Source organism: Paraburkholderia diazotrophica, from assembly GCF_900108945.1.
Classification (GTDB): domain Bacteria; phylum Pseudomonadota; class Gammaproteobacteria; order Burkholderiales; family Burkholderiaceae; genus Paraburkholderia; species Paraburkholderia diazotrophica.
In genome coordinates this window covers 47,318-65,574 of record NZ_FNYE01000017.1, presented here as the reverse complement: position 1 = coordinate 65,574, position 18,257 = coordinate 47,318, and the positions used below count along the sequence as shown (strand labels likewise).

Annotated in this window: 20 protein-coding genes; 10 read left to right on the top strand and 10 right to left on the bottom strand. The window is 64.1% G+C overall.

Annotation, left to right across the window (positions count from 1 at the left end):
• Positions 1-13: 13 nt before the first annotated feature.
• The 4 genes from BMW76_RS21535 to BMW76_RS21520 all read right to left on the bottom strand — a co-directional run bounded on the left by BMW76_RS21535 (position 14) and on the right by BMW76_RS21520 (position 4,477).
• Positions 14-2,311 (bottom strand): xanthine dehydrogenase family protein molybdopterin-binding subunit, encoded by a 2,298-nt coding sequence (locus BMW76_RS21535; RefSeq protein ID WP_245763298.1) that lies wholly within the window; start codon positions 2,309-2,311, stop codon positions 14-16.
• Positions 2,308-2,790, bottom strand: a complete 483-nt coding sequence (locus tag BMW76_RS21530) for a (2Fe-2S)-binding protein (RefSeq protein ID WP_090868731.1) — start codon at positions 2,788-2,790, stop codon at positions 2,308-2,310. Before BMW76_RS21530 ends, BMW76_RS21535 begins: the two co-directional genes overlap by 4 nt.
• On the bottom strand, positions 2,787-4,118 hold the full coding sequence (locus BMW76_RS21525; protein WP_090868866.1) for a c-type cytochrome: 1,332 nt from the start codon (positions 4,116-4,118) through the stop codon (positions 2,787-2,789). Before BMW76_RS21525 ends, BMW76_RS21530 begins: the two co-directional genes overlap by 4 nt.
• Positions 4,119-4,255: 137 nt before the next feature.
• Complete coding sequence (locus BMW76_RS21520) at positions 4,256-4,477, bottom strand: hypothetical protein (RefSeq protein WP_090868729.1); 222 nt, start codon at positions 4,475-4,477, stop codon at positions 4,256-4,258.
• 324 nt (positions 4,478-4,801) lie between these two features.
• On the opposite strand from BMW76_RS21520, the gene BMW76_RS21515 reads away from it, so the two are divergent.
• Both BMW76_RS21515 and BMW76_RS21510 read left to right on the top strand, forming a co-directional pair.
• Complete coding sequence (locus BMW76_RS21515) at positions 4,802-5,266, top strand: DUF2231 domain-containing protein (RefSeq protein ID WP_090868727.1); 465 nt, start codon at positions 4,802-4,804, stop codon at positions 5,264-5,266.
• Positions 5,263-6,582: a PQQ-dependent sugar dehydrogenase gene (locus BMW76_RS21510; RefSeq protein ID WP_090868725.1), complete on the top strand. Its 1,320-nt coding sequence runs from the start codon at positions 5,263-5,265 to the stop codon at positions 6,580-6,582. Before BMW76_RS21515 ends, BMW76_RS21510 begins: the two co-directional genes overlap by 4 nt.
• A gap of 335 nt (positions 6,583-6,917) precedes the next feature.
• Here the strand turns inward: BMW76_RS21510 and BMW76_RS21505 are convergent, their stop codons facing one another.
• Positions 6,918-8,249: an aminotransferase-like domain-containing protein gene (locus tag BMW76_RS21505; protein ID WP_090868721.1), complete on the bottom strand. Its 1,332-nt coding sequence runs from the start codon at positions 8,247-8,249 to the stop codon at positions 6,918-6,920.
• Positions 8,250-8,339: 90 nt separating this feature from the next.
• Here BMW76_RS21505 and BMW76_RS21500 point away from each other — a divergent pair, with 90 nt between their 5' ends.
• Complete coding sequence (locus BMW76_RS21500; protein WP_090868719.1) at positions 8,340-8,936, top strand: DJ-1/PfpI family protein; 597 nt, start codon at positions 8,340-8,342, stop codon at positions 8,934-8,936.
• Between the two features lies 1 nt (position 8,937).
• Here BMW76_RS21500 and BMW76_RS21495 read toward each other — a convergent pair whose 3' ends face one another.
• Entirely contained in the window at positions 8,938-9,729 is a 792-nt protein-coding gene (locus BMW76_RS21495) for a hypothetical protein (protein WP_090868717.1), read from the bottom strand.
• Between the two features lie 250 nt (positions 9,730-9,979).
• Between BMW76_RS21495 and gcvA the strand changes: the two genes are divergently transcribed.
• The 3 genes from gcvA (at position 9,980) to BMW76_RS21485 (ending at position 12,279) form a co-directional block, all read left to right on the top strand.
• Positions 9,980-10,903, top strand: coding sequence for a transcriptional regulator GcvA (gene gcvA, locus BMW76_RS21490; RefSeq protein ID WP_090868714.1), 924 nt, complete (start codon positions 9,980-9,982; stop codon positions 10,901-10,903).
• 55 nt (positions 10,904-10,958) lie between these two features.
• On the top strand, positions 10,959-11,189 hold the full coding sequence (locus BMW76_RS40420; RefSeq protein ID WP_143062292.1) for a hypothetical protein: 231 nt from the start codon (positions 10,959-10,961) through the stop codon (positions 11,187-11,189).
• A 175-nt stretch (positions 11,190-11,364) separates the two neighbouring features.
• Positions 11,365-12,279 (top strand): tyrosine-protein phosphatase, encoded by a 915-nt coding sequence (locus BMW76_RS21485; protein WP_245763297.1) that lies wholly within the window; start codon positions 11,365-11,367, stop codon positions 12,277-12,279.
• 178 nt (positions 12,280-12,457) lie between these two features.
• Here BMW76_RS21485 and BMW76_RS21480 read toward each other — a convergent pair whose 3' ends face one another.
• Complete coding sequence (locus BMW76_RS21480; RefSeq protein WP_177200452.1) at positions 12,458-13,744, bottom strand: ATP-binding protein; 1,287 nt, start codon at positions 13,742-13,744, stop codon at positions 12,458-12,460.
• A gap of 16 nt (positions 13,745-13,760) precedes the next feature.
• A complete protein-coding gene (locus tag BMW76_RS21475; RefSeq protein WP_090868708.1) occupies positions 13,761-14,498 on the bottom strand; it encodes a response regulator in 738 nt (245 codons plus the stop codon).
• A 364-nt stretch (positions 14,499-14,862) separates the two neighbouring features.
• Here BMW76_RS21475 and BMW76_RS21470 point away from each other — a divergent pair, with 364 nt between their 5' ends.
• Genes BMW76_RS21470 through BMW76_RS21455 form a run of 4 tightly spaced genes read left to right on the top strand, consistent with a single transcriptional unit; the run spans position 14,863 to position 16,747 of the window.
• Positions 14,863-15,054, top strand: a complete 192-nt coding sequence (locus tag BMW76_RS21470) for a hypothetical protein (RefSeq protein ID WP_090868864.1) — start codon at positions 14,863-14,865, stop codon at positions 15,052-15,054.
• A 16-nt stretch (positions 15,055-15,070) separates the two neighbouring features.
• Positions 15,071-15,280 (top strand): DUF6726 family protein, encoded by a 210-nt coding sequence (locus tag BMW76_RS21465; RefSeq protein ID WP_090868706.1) that lies wholly within the window; start codon positions 15,071-15,073, stop codon positions 15,278-15,280.
• A gap of 30 nt (positions 15,281-15,310) precedes the next feature.
• Complete coding sequence (locus BMW76_RS21460; RefSeq protein ID WP_090868704.1) at positions 15,311-16,036, top strand: hypothetical protein; 726 nt, start codon at positions 15,311-15,313, stop codon at positions 16,034-16,036.
• A 27-nt stretch (positions 16,037-16,063) separates the two neighbouring features.
• Positions 16,064-16,747: a flagellar basal body L-ring protein FlgH gene (locus BMW76_RS21455; protein ID WP_090868702.1), complete on the top strand. Its 684-nt coding sequence runs from the start codon at positions 16,064-16,066 to the stop codon at positions 16,745-16,747.
• A gap of 17 nt (positions 16,748-16,764) precedes the next feature.
• Here the strand turns inward: BMW76_RS21455 and BMW76_RS21450 are convergent, their stop codons facing one another.
• Entirely contained in the window at positions 16,765-17,511 is a 747-nt protein-coding gene (locus BMW76_RS21450; RefSeq protein ID WP_090868700.1) for a response regulator, read from the bottom strand.
• Between the two features lie 164 nt (positions 17,512-17,675).
• A complete protein-coding gene (locus tag BMW76_RS21445) occupies positions 17,676-18,254 on the bottom strand; it encodes a hypothetical protein (RefSeq protein WP_245763308.1) in 579 nt (192 codons plus the stop codon).
• Positions 18,255-18,257 lie beyond the last annotated feature (3 nt).

Here is an 18,257-nt window from a genome sequence, read left to right as displayed (position 1 = left end):
GTGGTCCCACACACTACGCTTTCAGCGCATTCTTCGATTTCGCTGCGAGCAACGGCAGTTCGCGCACTCTCACGCCCGTCGCATCGCAGATCGCATTCGCGAGCGCCGCAGCGGCGGGACCTTGCGCCGCTTCTCCGACGCCGAGAAAAGGCAAGCCGGGGCGATCGATCAACATGACGTCGACACGCTTCGGCACCGATGAAAACCGCATGATCGGATACGTGCTCCAGTCGGCGCTCGTAATGCGCTCCTTGTCGAAACGCGTCTCTTCGAACAGCGTCCAGCTGCTCGTCTGCAGGATGCCGCCTTCGATCTGATTGCGCACGCCATCGGGATTGACGATCTGTCCACAATCGACGGCAGCCACCACGCGTTCGATGCGAACCTCGCCTGTATCGCGCATGACGGTCACTTCCATCGCGATCGCAAGGTACGCCATCAGGTTTTTGTATTGAGCGAACGCGAAGCCGGTGCCGCGTGGACGTGTGCCCGTTTTCACGACGCGTGCCGCGCGCGGCTGCCAGTCGAATTGTCTGGCCGTCGTTCGAATGACATCGAGCGCGCGCGGATCGTCGAGATGCTTGATGCGAAACGCGACGGGATCGGCGTGCGCCGCGCCGGCGAGTTCGTCGATGAAGCTCTCGATTGCGAACACGTTCATGTGCGCGCCGAGCGAGCGCATCGCGGACACGCGTATCGGCATGTCGGGCAGAAAGTGATGCTGCACATGCAGGTTCGGCGTACGGTAAAGCGGAATGCTGTTGCGATCGCCGCCGCCTTCGGGCATCGGAATCGGCGTGGGCGGCGCGGGCGTGAACGGATGCTCGAGCAGTTGCGCGGGCAACAGACGACCCGCATTCTCGATGCGGTTGTTGTGCGTGTTGCTCCACAGCTCGTAACGCCAGTCGACGATCGTGCCGTCGGCGTCGAGCGATGCGCTTGCATCGACGGTCATCGCCGGACCGAAAGGCTCCCACAGGTGTTCCTGCTCGCGCATCAACTGCACGCGCACGGGGCGTCCTGGCAGCTCGCGCGCGATCAGCGCGGCGTCCGCAGCGACGTCGTCGGCGCCGTTGTGGCCATAGCAGCCCGAACCTTCGATGTGCACGCAGCGCACCTTGTCACGCGGCATCGAGAGCAATTCGGCGAGGCCCGCCCGCAGCGGATACACCCCCTGCGTGTGCGTCCACACCGTCATCATGCCGTTGTCCAGATGCGCGACCGCACACGATGGCCCGATCGAGCCGTGCGTCAGATAGGGCTTCGAATAGCGGGCTCGCAGCGTCGTCGCGGGCGCGGCGGTGGACGCGTGTCGATCGGCGACGGCGATCTCTTGTGCCGGCAGGCTCATCAGCACGTCGTGAATCGTCGCGGGATCGGGCAGCGGCGGTCCGGCTTGCCATTGCGCGGCGAGCATCAGCTCGCGCATCGCGACGATCGCGCGCCATTCGTCATCGGCGGCCACGGCGAGATAACTGCCGTGGCGCACGACCTCGACGACGCCGGGCAGCGCCTCGACGCGCGCGGTATCGACGGAAGCGAGCGTCGCGCCATAAGCCGGCGGCCTGACGACGCGCGCATGCAGCATGCCGGGCAGACGCAAGTCCTGCACGTAGCTCGTGCCGCCCGTCACCTTGCCGGGGATATCGACGCGCGGCAGCGTGCGGCCGATCACCGCGTAACGCGCTGGCGCTTTCTTCGGCGCATCGGGCTGTGCGTTCCGATGCAGGTTCGCATGGCGGACGGCTTCGCCATACGTGACACGGCGCCCATCCGCCGCGACGATCGCGCCATCGCGCGTCGTGAGTATCGATGCGTCGACACCCAGCTGCGAAGCCGCGCTCGCGACGAGCAGCGCGCGCACCTGAGCCGCCGCATTGAGGATCGCGGTGCCGCTGTCCGCCATCGTGTGGCTGCCCGCCGTATAGCCCTCGTTCGGCGTCGCGCCCGTATCGGCGGTGATCAGGTCGATCGCGTCCGGCGACAGGTCGAGTTCTTCCGCGGCGAGCTGCAACAGGGCCGTGCGCACGCCCGTACCGAGCTCCGCCTTGCCCGTGCAGGCGCTTACGCTGCCGTCGGGTTCGATCTTGATCCACGCGTCGAGCAACGGCGTGGTCTTGAGGCTGCCGGGCAGCTTCGGGGCGCTCGCATTGAAGGTGCCCGCTTCCGTCGTGGTCTGCGCGAGTGCGGCCGCGCCGGGCACGATCGCGAAGCTCACCATCAGCGAGCCGCCGACGAGGAAGCGGCGCCGTCCCGCATCGCCTGGCGCGTCGTCGCCGGAAGCGGTCGTATGGCGCTGATCGTTGCTCATGACTTCGCTCCGTCGTCCGCCTGTGATGGCGGCGCCGCCACTTCGCGGATCGCCGCGAGTATCCGCATATGCGTGCCGCAGCGGCACAGATTGGGCTGCATGTGGCGGCGAATCTGTTCGTCGGTCGGATGCGGCGTGCGGTCGAGCAGCGTCTGCGCGTGCATGATCATGCCCGCGATGCAGTAGCCACATTGGGCGGCTTGCTGGTCGATAAAGGCTTGTTGCAGCCGTCCGGGATGTTCCGCCGTGCCGAGCCCTTCGACGGTGCGCACCGGCCGTTCGCCGACGGCCACGACGGGCATCAGGCACGAGAACACGGATTCGCCGCCGACGCTGACGGTACACGCGCCGCATTGGCCGAGTCCGCAGCCGAACTTCGCGCCGTTCAGCTGCAACTGGTTGCGCAGCACATAGAGCAGCGGCGTGGACGGATCGACATCGAGCGTGTGACTGACTCCATTGACGTTGAGCGTGATCATCGTTGTGGGCTCTCCTTTCGAAGACGGGCGACCGCGTCGGCATCGAGCGAAGGCCACGCGCCGCGTGCAGTGAAGCGCGTGCGCGTGTAGTTCGCGAGATCGGCGATTTGCGCGTCGGTGAAGACGCTTGCAAACGGCGGCATGAACTGCGCTGATGCGCTGTCGTCCCAGTCGATTCCATCGAGGATGATGCGGACCATGTTGCGCGGGCTGTCCGCATTGATGGCCGTGCCCAGCGACAGCGACGGATGACCCGGGCCGCCCGACATCGGCGCGCTGTCGCCGTGACACGATGCGCAGGCCGCGACGAACAAGCTTGCGCCGTTTCCGGGCTGGGCCGCAACGCTGACGTGCGAGATGGAAGAAGCGGAATTCGTCGACGAAGCGGACGAAGCGGCGGCATCGCCAGGCGCGGCGTGTGCGTTCGATTGCAACGCGATCAGATATGCAGCGATCGCCTGAACATCTTCTGCGGACGCGTCGGCGAGCAGGCGCGTGACGGGGCGCATCGGACCCGCCGACGCGCCGTGTTCGCTCGCAAAGCCCGTGCGCAAGTAGCCGACGAGCTGTGCTTGCGTCCAGGGCCTGGGACGCGTCGAGAGGTCCGTCAGCGCAGGCGCATCCCAGCCCTCTATCGTGCCGCCTTGCAACGCGCGGTCGCGCTGCTCTGCACCCTGGCGGTTGAGCGGCGTGTGGCATGCGCCGCAGTGGCCGACGCTGTCGACGAGATAGCGCCCGCGCGCGACTTGCGGATCGGCAGTGCTGGACGATGGCTCCTCGGGACCGGGATGCAGATACAACAGATTCCACGCGGCCATGATCGGCCTGAAGCCGAGCGGAAACTGCAACTCATTTTTCGGCGCGCGTGCGCTGATGGGTTCGCGGCTCATCAACCATGCATAGAGCGATGCGATATCCGTGTCGTTCATGCGCGTGAAGTGTGGATACGGAAACGCGGGATAAAGCAGATGGCCATCGCGCGAAACGCCGTGCCGCATCGCGCGCGTAAATGCGTCGAGAGACCACAGGCCGATGCCCGTGTCCTTATCGGGTGTGATGTTGGTCGAATAGATGACGCCATACGGCGTTTGCAGCGGCAGTCCGCCGGCGAACGGTTGACCGTCCAGCGCGGTGTGGCAGCCGATGCAGTCGCCGATTGCCGCGAGCTTCGCGCCGCGCGCGACGGCCGCCGCATCGCCTGCGGGCGCCGAGGGTATCGACACGGGTTCCAGTCGTTGCCACGCATGCGCAGCGCGGCCACCGTATGCAGTCACCAGAGCAAGAACGACGATGGTCGCGCCTGCAACGAAGATGCGTCTGCCTTTCATCTGGCCTCCAGTGCGCAGCATGCTGCGTTCGAGGAAACGCTACCTATGATGCCTGAGGCGACGAAAAGTATCCGCGGACGTGGAAGTGCCTTGCGCTGATGTGTGTCTGTGTCTGCTAGCGGTCTGCGCAACTCGCGCTAATGGCTCACGCCGGAGGAAGCGGCGGCATTGCTTGCGGCAGTGGAAGGGGAGCCGGCGACAGGCCCCGCCTGCGCGTTGCCGGGGCGCGTGCCAGCCGCCGCGATGCCGCCGCCTGGCGCGCGCATGCTGTCGTTGCCCGCGTCGTGGGCCTTCTTGCACGCGGCGGCGCCGAATGCAAGCGAGGCGACCGCGAGCGCAACAGACAGAAACCGTTTCATATTTTCTCCTCGCGCCATGACTTGTGGCGCGTACTGCCAGAGAGATCGAGAAGCATCGTGCGACCTGCGCTGATGTCGCCGGGTCCGATCAATCCATCGCAGCAGACGACATGCCCGATCGAGCGGCGCTCGCCCGTTCGACATGAGTGACGGCCTGTTGAATGCTTCGGGCACGTGGCGTGCATCACGCAGCAATGAGGACCCGATGCCCACGCGTCAAGGGTCTGCAAGACGATGCAGCGCGGATCGTGTCGACGCCGAATCCGGTTCGCTCATGCGAACGCGCCGTCGATCGCATCTTTATCTTCAGCGAAAGGCGTATTCATGGCTTCAACTACTTCGACCTATCGATCGACATTCGCGGCGGCCGTCTTCGATCTGCTCAATCCGATCCCATACGGTCTCTTCGTCGGCACATTGATTTTCGACGTTACTTACGTCATCACACGCAATGTTTTCTGGTGCAAGGGCGCCGCGTGGCTCGTCACCACGGGACTTCTTTTCGCCATCGTTCCGCGCCTGATCAATCTCTGCCACGTATGGCTTCCATCGCGCGTTCGGGCGACGAGGGCGACGGGCATCGAGAGACTCGACTTCTGGTTGAACCTGCTAGCGATCGTCGCGGCGATCGTCAACGCATTCATTCATAGCCGCGATGCGTACGCAGTGGTCCCGCTGAACGTGATCCTGTCGGTGATCACCGTAGTGTTGCTGAGCATCGGACAGATCGCGCTCGCATTCGATACGGTCGCCTCCAGACAAGGCCGGTTTCAGGGAGACGGCTCATGAACAAGTCTATCGTCAGCAGCGTTCTTGCCGTCGCGCTCGCGGCACTCGCGAGCGGATGCAACGAGCAGGCTACGTATGACCCCGAGCATCAGACGGGCGCCAATCCACCGCTTCCGGGCGTGCGCAATTTCTTTGCCCCGCCGATGCAGGTGCCGAAGTATGTCGGATGGCAGAAGGGCGGAACGCCGAAGGTGGCGGATGGCCTGAAGATCGAGGCGATCGCATCGGGGCTCGAGCATCCGCGTCAGGTCTATGTTCTTCCGAATGGCGACATCCTCGTCGCGGAATCGAACAGTCCCAACGAGGAGGCCGTGACCACGCCGAAGCAGCTGATCGCCGGCCTGATCGAGGCACGCTCGGGCAAGAAAGCGGAAGGCGCGAATCGCATCACGCTGCTGCGAAAGCGCGCTGACGGCAGCGGGCAATGGGACAAATATCTGTTCATCGATCATCTGCATTCGCCGTTCGGCATGCAGCTCATTGGCGACACGCTCTATGTCGCCGATACCGATGCGATCCTGAAGTATCCGTACAAGTCCGGCGAGACCAGCATTTCGACTCGCGGTGTCGAGCTTACCGATCTCCCCGACACGATCAACCACCACTGGACCAAAGCGCTGCTCGCGAGCCGCGATGGCAAGAAGCTGTATGTCGGGGTCGGCTCGAACAGCAATGTCGGAGAAAACGGCCTCGACGTCGAGTACCGGCGCGCGGACGTACTCGAAGTCGATATCGCGACGGGCGGCAGCCGCGTCTACGCGGATGGGATACGCAATCCGACCGGGCTGCAATGGGAACCGAAAACGGGAAGGCTATGGGCGATTGCGAACGAGCGCGATGAAATCGGTGCGGACCTCGTTCCCGACTATCTGACTTCGGTGCAGGAGCACGGCTTCTACGGCTGGCCGTACAGCTACTACGGTCAGCATGTCGACCGCCGCGCGCAGCCGCAACGTCCCGACCTCGTCGCCAGGGCGATCAAGCCTGACTATGCGCTCGGCTCACACGTCGCGGCGCTCGGGTTGCTCTTCTATACGGGGAATGATCTGCCCGCGCAGTATCGGGGCGGGGCGTTCATCGGCGAGCACGGCAGCTGGGATCGTTCGCCGCTGAGCGGTTATGCCGTCGAGTATGTCGCATTCGAAAACGGCAAACCTGTTGGCGCACCGAAGCCGGTCGTTACGGGCTTCTTCTCCGGCGACGAAAAGCAACTCTATGGCGCGCCCGTCGGTCTCGCGCAGGATCGCGACGGCGCGCTGATCATCGCCGACGATGTCGGCAATACCATCTGGCGCGTGACTAAAGCGGGCGGTTAGTTGGCGACGCAATCGCACTCGATCTTTCATGCCGTCGACGGATAGCGGGCTCACGTCCTGAGCGGACCGACCTTAGTCACGCGAGGAGCACCCGAGGCGAAATGCGCAGCGCGGCAGCCCCCTCCCGTGTGCGTGAACAGCCACTTGACGCTGGCCGCATGGGCAGGCCGCCGGGGCATTCGAGCTCGACAACGCTGCGTGTTTCGTCGAAGTCGAAGCGATACGTCCAACGCTTTCGAATCAGGGGACGTGTCCGCTCCATCGGAAGTCGAGACGGCAACAGAGGATATTGGTCGCTTTGTCGGCGAAGGGAAGCGCGGCGTCGCGAATCCCGATCAGTAGGTGTGGTCCGCGACAACCCGGGCCACGGTTTCCAGGGACCGCCTGAGTGTGTCGAGGCCGACGGAGCCGAGCGCCAGCCGGATGGCGTGAGGCACGTGAGCCGACGTCGAAAACGGCTGGGCCGTCGATACCGAAACGCGCTCGCGCATCAACGCCATCGCAATCGTGTCCGCGCGAACCTCCAGCGGCAGAGGAAGCCAGACGAAGTACGACGCGGGATGGCTGATCCGCTTGAACCGGCCCAGCACTTCGGCGGCGAGGCTTTGACGTATCGTGGCGTCCCGGCGCTTTCTGGCTTCGAGCTGGTCCACCGTGCCGTCCTCCATCCAGCCGCACGCAATGGCCGTCATGGTCGCGGGCGTGTTCCAGGTCGTGGCTCTGATCGTCCGTTCGAGCCTGGGAATCCATTCGCGCGGTGCACGGACGAAACCGACGCGCAGACCCGTCGCGACACTCTTCGACAGGCTCGACACATACACCGTCGTTTCCGGAGCAAGCGACGCCAACGGCGGCGGCGCATCTTCTGCCAGGAATGCGTAGGCGGCATCTTCGATGACGATCAGTCCATGGTGACGAGCGAGCGCGACAAGCTCGCGACGTCGCGTTGCACTCATCACCCAGCCGAGTGGATTGTGCAGCGTCGGCATCGCGTAGACGGCGCGTACTCGCCGTCGCTTGCACAGGGCCGCCAGTGCGTCCAGATCGGGGCCGTGTCCGGCGGCCGGGATAGGTGCGAGTTCCAGACGATTGGCCTCGGCGGCCAGCTTGAATCCCGGGTAAGTCAGCGCATCGACGGCCACCACGTCGCCGGGTTCCAGTAGCGCCATGGCCGTCGTCGTCAGCCCGTGCTGTGCGCCGCTCACGAGCAACGTGGTGCCGGCGGTTGCCGGCACGCCCCGGCTGGCCAGGTGACGCGCCACCGTGGTCCGCTCGTGCTCGCGCCCTCCGTGCGGCTGATATCGAAGCAGGGACTCCAGATCGCCCGAGGCCGCGAGCTGACGCAGCGCGGCCCTGAGAAGATCCGTCTGGCCCGGCGCGGACGGATAGTTGAAGCTCAGGTCGACGATGTCCGCGCTCGATGCATGCAGATCAATGCCTTGACCGCGAGGAAGAGGCTCCTTGACGAACGTGCCGCGGCCCGCTTCGCCGCTTACCAGACCCATTGCTCGCAGCTCCGCATAGACGCGCGTGGCCGTGACCAATGCGAGACCTTCGCGCGCAGCGAGGTCGCGGTGAGTCGGCAGACGCGTCCCCGGACGCAGGCGGCCTGCACGGATGTCGGCCGCGAGGCGGTCGACCAGTTCTTTGTAGCGGGGCTGAGGCATGCCGCAATGTATCCATGACAATTATTTGATTGTATTGATTGTCGTCCCTACCATGAAGCGACACAACGTCTCCACCCGCACGAGGACGCCATGCACATCGCCATTCTGACCTTTGAAGGCTTCAATGAACTCGACTCGCTGATCGCATTCGGCATCCTCAACCGGGTCAGGGAGCCGGGATGGCGGGTGTCGATCGCGAGTCCGACCGCGAAGGTGCGTTCGATGAACGGCGTGGTGCTGGAGGCGCAAGCGTCGCTGAGGGACGCTTGCGAGGCCGACGCGGTGCTGGTCGGCAGCGGAATGCAGACCCGTGACGTTGTCGGCGATGCCGCATTGATGTCGCAACTCGAACTCGATCCGACGCGTCAGCTGCTAGGCGCGCAATGCTCGGGCACGTTGATTCTCGCGACGCTGGGCCTGTTGAACGGCGTGCCGGCCTGCACGGACCTGACGACCAGGCCGTGGGTCGAAGAAGCGGGTGTAGCGGTGCTGAACCAGCCGTTCGTCGCGAGGGAAAACGTCGCGACGGCGGGCGGCTGTCTGTCGTCGCAGTATCTGGCGGCGTGGTTCATCGCGCGTCTGGAGGGCGTCGAGGCTGCGCGCAGCGCGATTCACTACGTTGCGCCAGTGGCAGAGAAGGAGGCGTACGTAACGCGCGCAATGGCAAACATTTCGCCGTTCCTCTGATTCATCGCATTCGAGCTGACTCCGCGGACACGGTGGCGGGGACGCGCATCCGGTACAGGGAGACGGCTTGTATCGCGAGCGTGCAGACAATCGCGCCACCATAAGCGATAAGCAGATTGAACCGCGTCAACGTCAGGCCTAGCACATAGAAAAACGCGGCAAAGGCCAGAAGTCCCGCCACCATGCCGCGCAACACTTGCTGCGCGGCTGCATGGCCGATCATCCGATGACTGAAAACGGCAAGAATGATCCCCATGAACGGGAACGACGCGAGCACGCCGCTCGCTTGCGGCCCGACGTAAGGCGCGGTCAACGTCACGCTGACCACCAGGCCGGCGATGAGCGCCATACGCGTCGGCAAATCCCACCACGGCGCATCGAGCCTGTCCGTTTTTGCCGTCGTGTTGGGGATGACGCTGAGCGCAAGCATGGCGGCCAGGATCGCGACAAGAAAGAGGCCCGTTTCCGGTAGCGCGATGTGTTGCAAAAGACCGGCGACGATGGAGAACGTCGCGCAAGCGCCAGCGAGAGCCACAGGCCATCCCTGGACCGCCAGTCTGCAATAGACAAGGCAAAACGCCGCTTGCGCAGCCGTCGCGACGAGCGAGCCCGCCGTAGCCTGCGCGGCAAAGGCAGATCCATGTTCGAGCGTCAGAAAAAGCGAGATCGGCCCTGACGTGAGCGGCAGCGCGACCACCAGCCCGCCGATCGCCTCCCCCCAGCGGCGAACGGCCATAGATGCAGCTAACAGCAACAGCGGCGTAACAATGAGCTTGAAAGCAAGAAGATTCATGATTTGCGAACGATGAAAAGGATGCCGGCTTTAGAGGCCGCGCACGGGGCGAATCCGCGGCACAGACAAAGCGAGCGTGGTTCCGACGACAACGCAGTTACCCACCCGGACGCGATCGAAGTGCCAGCCGATACATCCGGGCCAGGGGCACGTCCGCCGCTACTGTGTATAGATATTGAGGGCCGCCGCTCCGGCTGACAAACCATTTGTCGTCATATAATGCGTGAGTGAGACTCACACATATCTATTTATGTTCGACCGGCTGCCCCCTTTGCAAACGCTACGCGCCTTCGAAGCAACCGGGCGGTTATTGAGCATGACGCTGGCGGCAGAGGAACTGCACGTCACGCATGGCGCAGTGAGCCGGCATATCAAGACGCTCGAAGATCATCTCGGCGTCGCGCTGTTTCAACGCCTGACCCGGCGGATCATCCTCACTGAAGCCGGCGCGGAATTTCTGCTGGTCGTGACTCGCGCGCTGGGAGAGCTGACGAGGGAGGCCGAACGTCTTCGTGCCCATGACAATGTCGCGCGCCTGAAGATCAATGCCAGCGTTTCGTTCGCGAACAAGTGGCTCGCGCCACGGCTGCATCGGCTGAAGGCGCTGCACCCGGAACTCGACGTTCATCTCGATGTGACCGACACGTATGTCGATCTGAACGACAGAGAGGTGGATGTGGCGATACGTTACGGGAGCGGTCGCTATCCGCGTGTTCTCGCCGAGCGGATTCTGGAAGAGACCGTGACGCCCGTTTGCAGTCCTGCCTATCGGGAGAAAATGGGGGGATTGTCGTCTGTGGCGAGTCTTGCTGGCTGTACCTTGTTGCACGAGGACGGCATGCTGGCCAACTGGGAGCAATGGTTCGCGCTGACGGGAGTAAGCAGCGTGCGTAGCGATCGCGGTTCGGCGTACAGCCACGGGAGCCTGGCCATCGAGGCGGCGATTCGCGGCGAAGGCGTCGCACTGGGACGCAGCGTGATCGTGGCGGACGACATCGCAGCGGGACGTCTGGTTGCCCCGTTCCCGCAGTTTCGTCTCAAGGCCGAGCGCGGCCATGACCTCGTCTATCGGATCGGAAGCCGGGACGACCCGAAGGTGTGCGCGTTGCGCGACTGGCTCGCTGACGAAGTCCGGCTGTTTCTGTCAGCTTCGCTACTGCGCTTCGAGCGATGAATCGCGATCGCGCAGACTGCTGTGTTCGCGATCCCGTAAGGCGAGCCTCGCGCTCGTGCTCGCGACGTTCGTTGCGATCGACGTGCTCAAGCTGCCGTTGCTGCTGGTGATCGCGTTGCTCGGGCCGGTCGGCGCGTGGCCCATGTATCGCGCGCGGCGCAACCGTCTGCGCATGCTGACGGAGAGATCTGCCAATCGATTTCAGGTGGATTGGGATCAACGAAAAGCCGCCGCACACACAAATACCGGCGCCCATTCCAATTCCTTACCGATTGCTACCGTGTAACCATGGACCAGTTTGGGTCCATTACACTGCGCACTGCGCGTTAATCCGTCGAACAACGATCGGCGCGTCAGCCCTGCACGCAGACCGCGTGCGTCTTCTTTCCGGCGCCCAGCACCTCATAGACACCACGATGAATTTCACCGCGGAAGCGGATTCTGCCCACGATCTCCGCCCCATGCCGCCCGAGATGCCGCAACGGCGCGCGCGCGCGCACGCCGATCCGACATCATCGCGCAGGCGCTTCCTGAAGAGCACGGCGGGCGCGCTGCTGTTGCCCTGCGTGGGAAGCACGCTTTTAATGACGGGATGCGGCGGCGGCAGCGTCGGATCGGATCAGCCGCCGACGCCGCGCCTCGCTTCGTTGGAAAATTTTCGCGATGTCGGGGGCGCGGCGGCCGGCTATTCGACCGTCGATGGCCGCATCGTGCGCCGCAATGCGTTCTATCGCTCGAACGCACTGACGGAAAACGCAACCGATGCAGCCCTGCTCGATTCGCTCGGGATCGTGGCCGTCTACGATCTGCGCACGCCCGGCGAAATCGGGCGCGCGTCCGACGCACTGCCTGTCAACGCGGCGTATCACCAGATCAACGTGACAGGGCTCGAAGACGTGAGCACGCCCGCTTTGGACAGCGCGGTGAGCGCGATTGCCGCAATGGAAAACGCGCAGCGGCTCTATGTAACGGATGCCGTGCAGCGCGCGGCGTTCGGTGCGTTGCTCACGCAGTTCGCGAGCATGCCGGGGCCGCAGCTGTTTCATTCGAGCGCCGGCAAGGATCGCGCGGGCTGGGCGGCGGCACTGCTGCTCAGCATCGCGAACGTGCCGTTCGACGTCATCATGCAGGACTATCTGCTGTCGAACACCTATCTGGCGAACTCGATTTCGGTGCGCGTCGAGGTGCGGCGTGAGGAGGGCGGCGACCTCGCTGCGAGCATCGAGAGGCCGCTCGCCAGCGTGCAAAGCAGCTATCTGCAGGCCGGCTTCGATCAGGTGCAGGCGAGCTACGGCACGATGTCGAGTTATCTGACGCGCGGGCTGGGTCTCGCGCAATCTACCGTCGATGCGCTGCGCGACCGGCTGCTGCTCTGATCTTCGATGTCGGAAAGAAAAAGCGGCCCGTCCCACGTGGCAGCGGGACGGACCGAACAGGGGAGCGCCGAGGACGCTGCCTGATTCCCCGTTCCACTATAGAGCGCGAGCCGCCGAAAAACGCCTGCTGGTAAGGCGAGGTAAGCGCCGCCGCCGGACGCGTAACGCACGCGTTACTTCACACTTCCGGCACGGCGTGCGGCAGCGCGATGCGCACGTGCAACCCGCCTTCGGGATGATTTTGCACGATGCACTTGCCGCCGCGATGATGCGCAAGCCGCACGACGATCGCGAGCCCCAGGCCGCAATGTCCTTCGCCGCCGCGCGCCGCATCGAGTCGCACGAACGGTTTCATCGCGGCCGCGATGCGCTCCTCGGGAATGCCTGGTCCGTGATCGCGTACATCGACGATCCACTGCTGTCCTTCGCGCGATGTCGCGATTTCGACGGGCGGAGCGCCGTGTTCGAACGCGTTGTCGACGAGATTGGTCACCAGCCGGTCAAGCAGCGTGCGCGGCAGCGTGAAGCGCGGTCCGGCCTGCAGATCGAGCGTGAACAGCGGCGCGTCGCCGTCGCCTTCATCGCCGCCGCCCGTGGCCGAAAACTGTTCGCGCAGGAAGGCGTCCACTTCCGTCATCGGTCCCGATTCCGCGGATTGCCCTGCGAATTCCAGAAACTGCTGAACGATATTGGTCAGCGAATCGACATCGCGGATCAGGCCCGCGCGTTCGTTTTCATCGGCCAGCACGCTTGCGCGCAGCTTCAGACGCGTGAGCGGCGCCTTCAGATCGTGCGCGACGCCCGCGAGCATCACGGCCTGATCGTCGCCTGCTTCGTTCAGGCGCCGCATCATGTCGTTGAACGAGCCGATCAGGTCGCGCAGTTCGCGCGGCCCCTGTTCCACGACGGGATCGGGCCGGCCGCCCGAGCCGAACGCGCGTGCGGCATGCGCGACGCGCGTGAGCGGCCGCTGCATCTGCCACACCGCGAGCAGCGACAGCAGCAGCGCGGCGAGCAGCATCGACACCGATTCGATCACAAAGCGCGGCCGTGGCGGAATGTCGACGGGTATCACGACCCACATCGACTTGCGCGGAAGGCGCACCCACATGCGCGGCTGATGCGTGTCGTCGACGGCGATTTCGGTGTCGGGCGGCAGGCTTGCGCGCAAGCGCCTCGTGAGCTCGACAAACGGCTTGCGGGTGGGTGCTTCGAGATGCACGGTCGACGGCATGTTCCATGTCGGCACGAGATGCACGCGCAATGCGGGCGCGACGTCTGCGCCGTTGACGGGCTCGCCGTTCGCAGCCTGCAGCGCAAGCAGAATGCCGCGCGCGTAACCATCCACTTCGTGATGCGGCGGCTGCATTACGACGAGCACGAACCAGCCCGCCTGAATCGCGAACAGCACGGCGGACGACAGCAACGCCATTCTGCCGAACAGCGTGTTCAACGGGTTCCTGATGCGGGTCACGCGCGAGCTACGCGGTATCGGCGGCGAAGGGCGCGCCGTTGGGGTCCGCGTCGGGGACGAACACATAGCCTTTGCCGCGCACCGTCTGCACGTAGCATGGGTTCGACGGATCGTTTTCGATCACGCGGCGCAGGCGCCAGATGGGCACGTCGAGACTGCGATCGCGGAACGGCAGGTCGTCGCGATGCACCAGATCGTGGATCAGCACGCGCGAGAGCACCTTGTACGGATTATTGACGAAGATTTTCAGCAGCGCGAATTCGCTGTCGCGCAGCGTGACGCGTGTGTCGTCGCGCGACAGCGTGCGCGTCGCGAAGTCCAGTTCGAACGTGCCGAACCGATAGCGCTTGCGCGGCTCGGGCGCGCTCGTCGTTGCGGGGCCGCGCCGGCGCAGCACCGTCTGGATGCGCGCGAGCAGCTCGCGCGGATCGAATGGCTTCGTCAGATAGTCGTCGGCGCCGAGCGACAGACCGATGATGCGATCGGCCACCGTGCCGCGCGCCGTCACGAAGATCACGGGAATGTCGTCGCCGGCGGCGCGCAGCGCGGTCAGCGCGCGCAGGCCATCCGTGTTCGGCATCATGATGTCGAGCACGACGACAGACGGCCGCTCGCGTTCGAGACGACGTTGCAGATGCGTGCCGTCGTGCAGCACGGACGCATCGTAGCCGTTCGATTGCAGGAAGCGGCAAAGCAGATCGCGCACGACGGGATCGTCGTCGACGATAAGGACCTGTGGATTCATGCCGAAATTCTAGCCCGGCGCGCTCGGGCGGCGCTTGACGCTTTTCTTACCAATGCTTACTCAAACTGTCCTGCCGCGTTTCCGCGCCGCGCGTCCCGGCGTCCGCGCGATTTGTTTGCGCTCGCAGCGCCTTCCCCTCGGCACGAGCGTCTGTGGATCTTTCAATGCATGGTTGCGGAAAGAATCCGCGTGCATTCGCAAGCGGTCGTAAGCACCTCCGGAATGGGCGTGTTGTTTGAGCGATCGCCGCAACGCATCGGAGCACATCATTCGTTCCGCCATGCGCCGTTGTGTCCCTGCGCACTTGAGCGTCGACGCGACGGTGCGGCGTTTTCAAACACTCTCGTCCTTCATGAGGTTCGCGATGACCGTTCAGAACAATCACTTTTCCACGCAACTGCAGCATGTGAATCATCCATCCGCAGTCGAAAGGCCGGCCGCGCGCAATTCGACTACGACGGCCGCATCGACGGAAACGGCGGAAAAGACCGACGCGACACCGGCGTCCGCATCGCCGGCCGGCCTCGTCGGCAATCACGTCAACACGACGGCCTGATACGGCGGAGCCTGATGTGTCGAAGAAACGGTTATCCGGGCGCGCTCGTCGTGCCGCCGCCTGGCTCGCGACGTGGTCGGTAGCGGGCGCGGCGCTGCTGTCGCTTAACGGCTGCGCCGTCGCCGCGCTGCCGTGCCGATTGACCTCGGCGACGCTCAAGATTTTTCCCGTTGTCGGCCATGCTGCCGCGACGCCGTTTGACGCCTGTGCAGCCGCAATCGACTGAGCCGCTGCGATCAACGCTATGAGTCGAGCCATGAAAGTCATTTCGATCCGACGCGCGCTGCTGGCTTGCGCCGTTGGGGTGTCGTGTGCAGGCGCCACGGGCACGGCGTTCGCGCAAAACATGTTGTCGCCGCAAAAGGCGGCCGCGCTGCGCATGGCGGCGATCGGCACGAAGAAGCGCACTCCCGGCAAGCCCTTTGCGTTTCGCGGCATTGCGCTTGGCATCACGCTCGACGAGTTCCGCGCCATCGGCCGCGTACGTGCGACGCCGCCCGGAAGCGTACCCGTCTGCGAGACGGATGGCGTCGCGGGCGCGCTCGGCATGCGGCTGAAGACATCGCGGAGCCTGACTGTCGCGTGTCGATGGGCGCATCGCGAGGCGAACGGCTGGGAAGTGTCGCGCGCCGTCGTCGATGGCGCGCCCGCCGACGAACATGTGCTGCGCTTCGTGCGCGTCGATGGGGAAAGCGCATTTCGGCTGTACGAAATCTCGTTCGTGATCGACGAGATCACCGCCGACGATCTGCGCGACGCATTCGAAGACCGCTACGGCGCGCCGCGCATATCGACGCAGACGGAATCGACCACGACGCGCATGTTGCCCGTCTACATCTGGGAAAACGACGTGAGTTCGATCACGTTGTGCCTCTTGCCCGCGACTCACAACGCGACGCTCACGTACCTGTTGAAGGACCCTGACGCGTACATCAAATCGGTCGTCCGTCAGTGGCAGGTGGGCAGTCCCGACGCGGGTTGATCCTGAGTGTTACGGGAGACAGCAACCATGAAACCGATACATACGTCGCGCGCGCTTGCGCCGATAAGTGCGGCGATTTTGCTCGCGCTCTGCGCATGCGGCAGCACGCACGATTCGATCGTCGATACGCCAATGCTGCCGCCAACCGTGTCCCCGCCGCTGAATGTGAACACTCAAGGCGCGATCTATCAGGCGGGAACGGGTATGTCGTTGTACGAGACACCGCGCGCCCAGCATATCGGCGATGTGCTGACGATACGTCTGTCGGAGTCGTACACCGGTTCGAGCAGCGCGAGCGCGCAGGCGAGCCGCGCAAGCGACATTACGGCAGAAGCAGCCGACAAGTCGACGGGTGCGGCGGCGCACCTTGCACGGCTCTTCAACATCGGTTCGGCGAACACGACGTTCAAGGGACAAGGATCGATTGCCGACACGAGCGGCATGACGGGCACGCTGGCCGTCACGGTAATCGGCACGTTGCCGACGGGCAATCTGATCGTGTCGGGAGAGAAGGTCATTTCGATGGGCGGCAATCGCGATCGATTGCGGCTGTCGGGCATCGTGAACCCGAAGGATATCGAAGCGGGCAATTACGTTGCGTCTGGCAAGGTGGCGAACGCGCGCATCGAACAGGCGGGCCAGGGCATGCTCGCCGATTCGACGACGCTCGGCTGGCTTCAGCGGATGTTCATGAGTGTTTTGACGTTCTAGCTTTCGCGGGTTTCATATCAGGCATTGCCGACGGGCGCGTCGTAACGGTCGGCCGCGCCCGTCTGGCCGTTCGGCACGAAAATATAGCCTTTGCCCCATACCGTCTGCACATAGCGCGGCTCGGACGGATCGACCTCGATCAGGCGGCGCAAACGCCATATCGACACGTCGAGGCTGCGGTCGCGATGCGTGTCCGTCGCACCGTATATCTTTTCGAGAAGTTGAGCGCGCGTGAGCACCGTCATCGCGTGCGAGACGAATACCTTTAGCGTGGCGAACTCGCTCGAACGCAGCGTGATCCGTTCGCCGTCGCAACGCAGTTCGCGTGCGGGAAAGTTCACTTCGAAGCGTCCGAAGCGATACGGTGCACGGTTTTCGGGCGCAGCGGGCGCTGCGCTTTCGCGCCGTCGCAGCACGCTGCGGATGCGGGCGACCAGTTCGCTCGGATCGAACGGCTTGCCCAGGTAATCGTCCGCGCCCAGTTCGAGTCCGATCACGCGATCGATCACATCCGCGCGGGCGGTCAGCAGGATCACGGGAATGTCGTCGCCCGCGTGCCGCAGCGCGCGTAATGCGCTGATGCCATCGAGCTCGGGCATCATGATGTCGAGCACGACGAGCGCGGGCCGCTCGCGTTGCAAAGCCTGCTGCAATGCGATGCCGTTTTCGAACACGGAGACCGCGAAGCCCCTGCCTTGCAGATAGTCGCGCACGATGTTGCGGATAACGGGATCGTCGTCGACGACCATGATGGATGGATTCATGCAGCAGATGGTAGTGGCGCGTCGGCTTGCGCGAAAGCGGGCGGTGCTTTCGAAATCTTTCGTGCGTGGTGATTTGTCTTTTTCGACTGCGATGCGGTTTTTACAGCCCACCAGGCTTGCTAGCGAAAACAGTTGCGAATGAGAAGAGGATGGCCGCGCGGCGATCAGTGCTCAAGCGCCGACGTTTGCATCGTCTCCGACGGCAAGTCGAGCCGGTTGACGACCATCTTGTCGATGAGTCCGTTGACCTTCACCGACGTGCTCGAAAACCTGTCGACGCCCAACCCTCCCGTCTGATATCGCGCCGTCACGAGAATACGTCCGTGCTGAATCAACGTGAGGTCGATCATCGAAAGATACTGAACGGCCTGGTCGCTAAACGAGCGGCGCCCGTAGTCGACAGAGGCGTTATACACGAGCCGCGCCTCGCAGCCGGCCGGCGACGTGCCCGGGTTATACACATCGGAACGCACGCCGCGCCGGTCGAGCGCGAGTTGCAGAGCAGGCACGAAGTCGCCGACCGACACCGTCTGGTTCACTTCGATGCATACGGTATCGACCTTCGCGGGGCGTCCGTTGACGAAGGTCGGCGACGAGTAGTTCGACGCGATCGCGTAGCCCGCCTGAATGACGGAACCCGTCGCGTCGGCGGCTGTGATCAGCGTCCATGCGCAGCCGTTCAGCAACGACAAACACAGCGCGGCCAACGCGATCCTCTTGACCTGCGGGATCAAAGAGGCGATCAC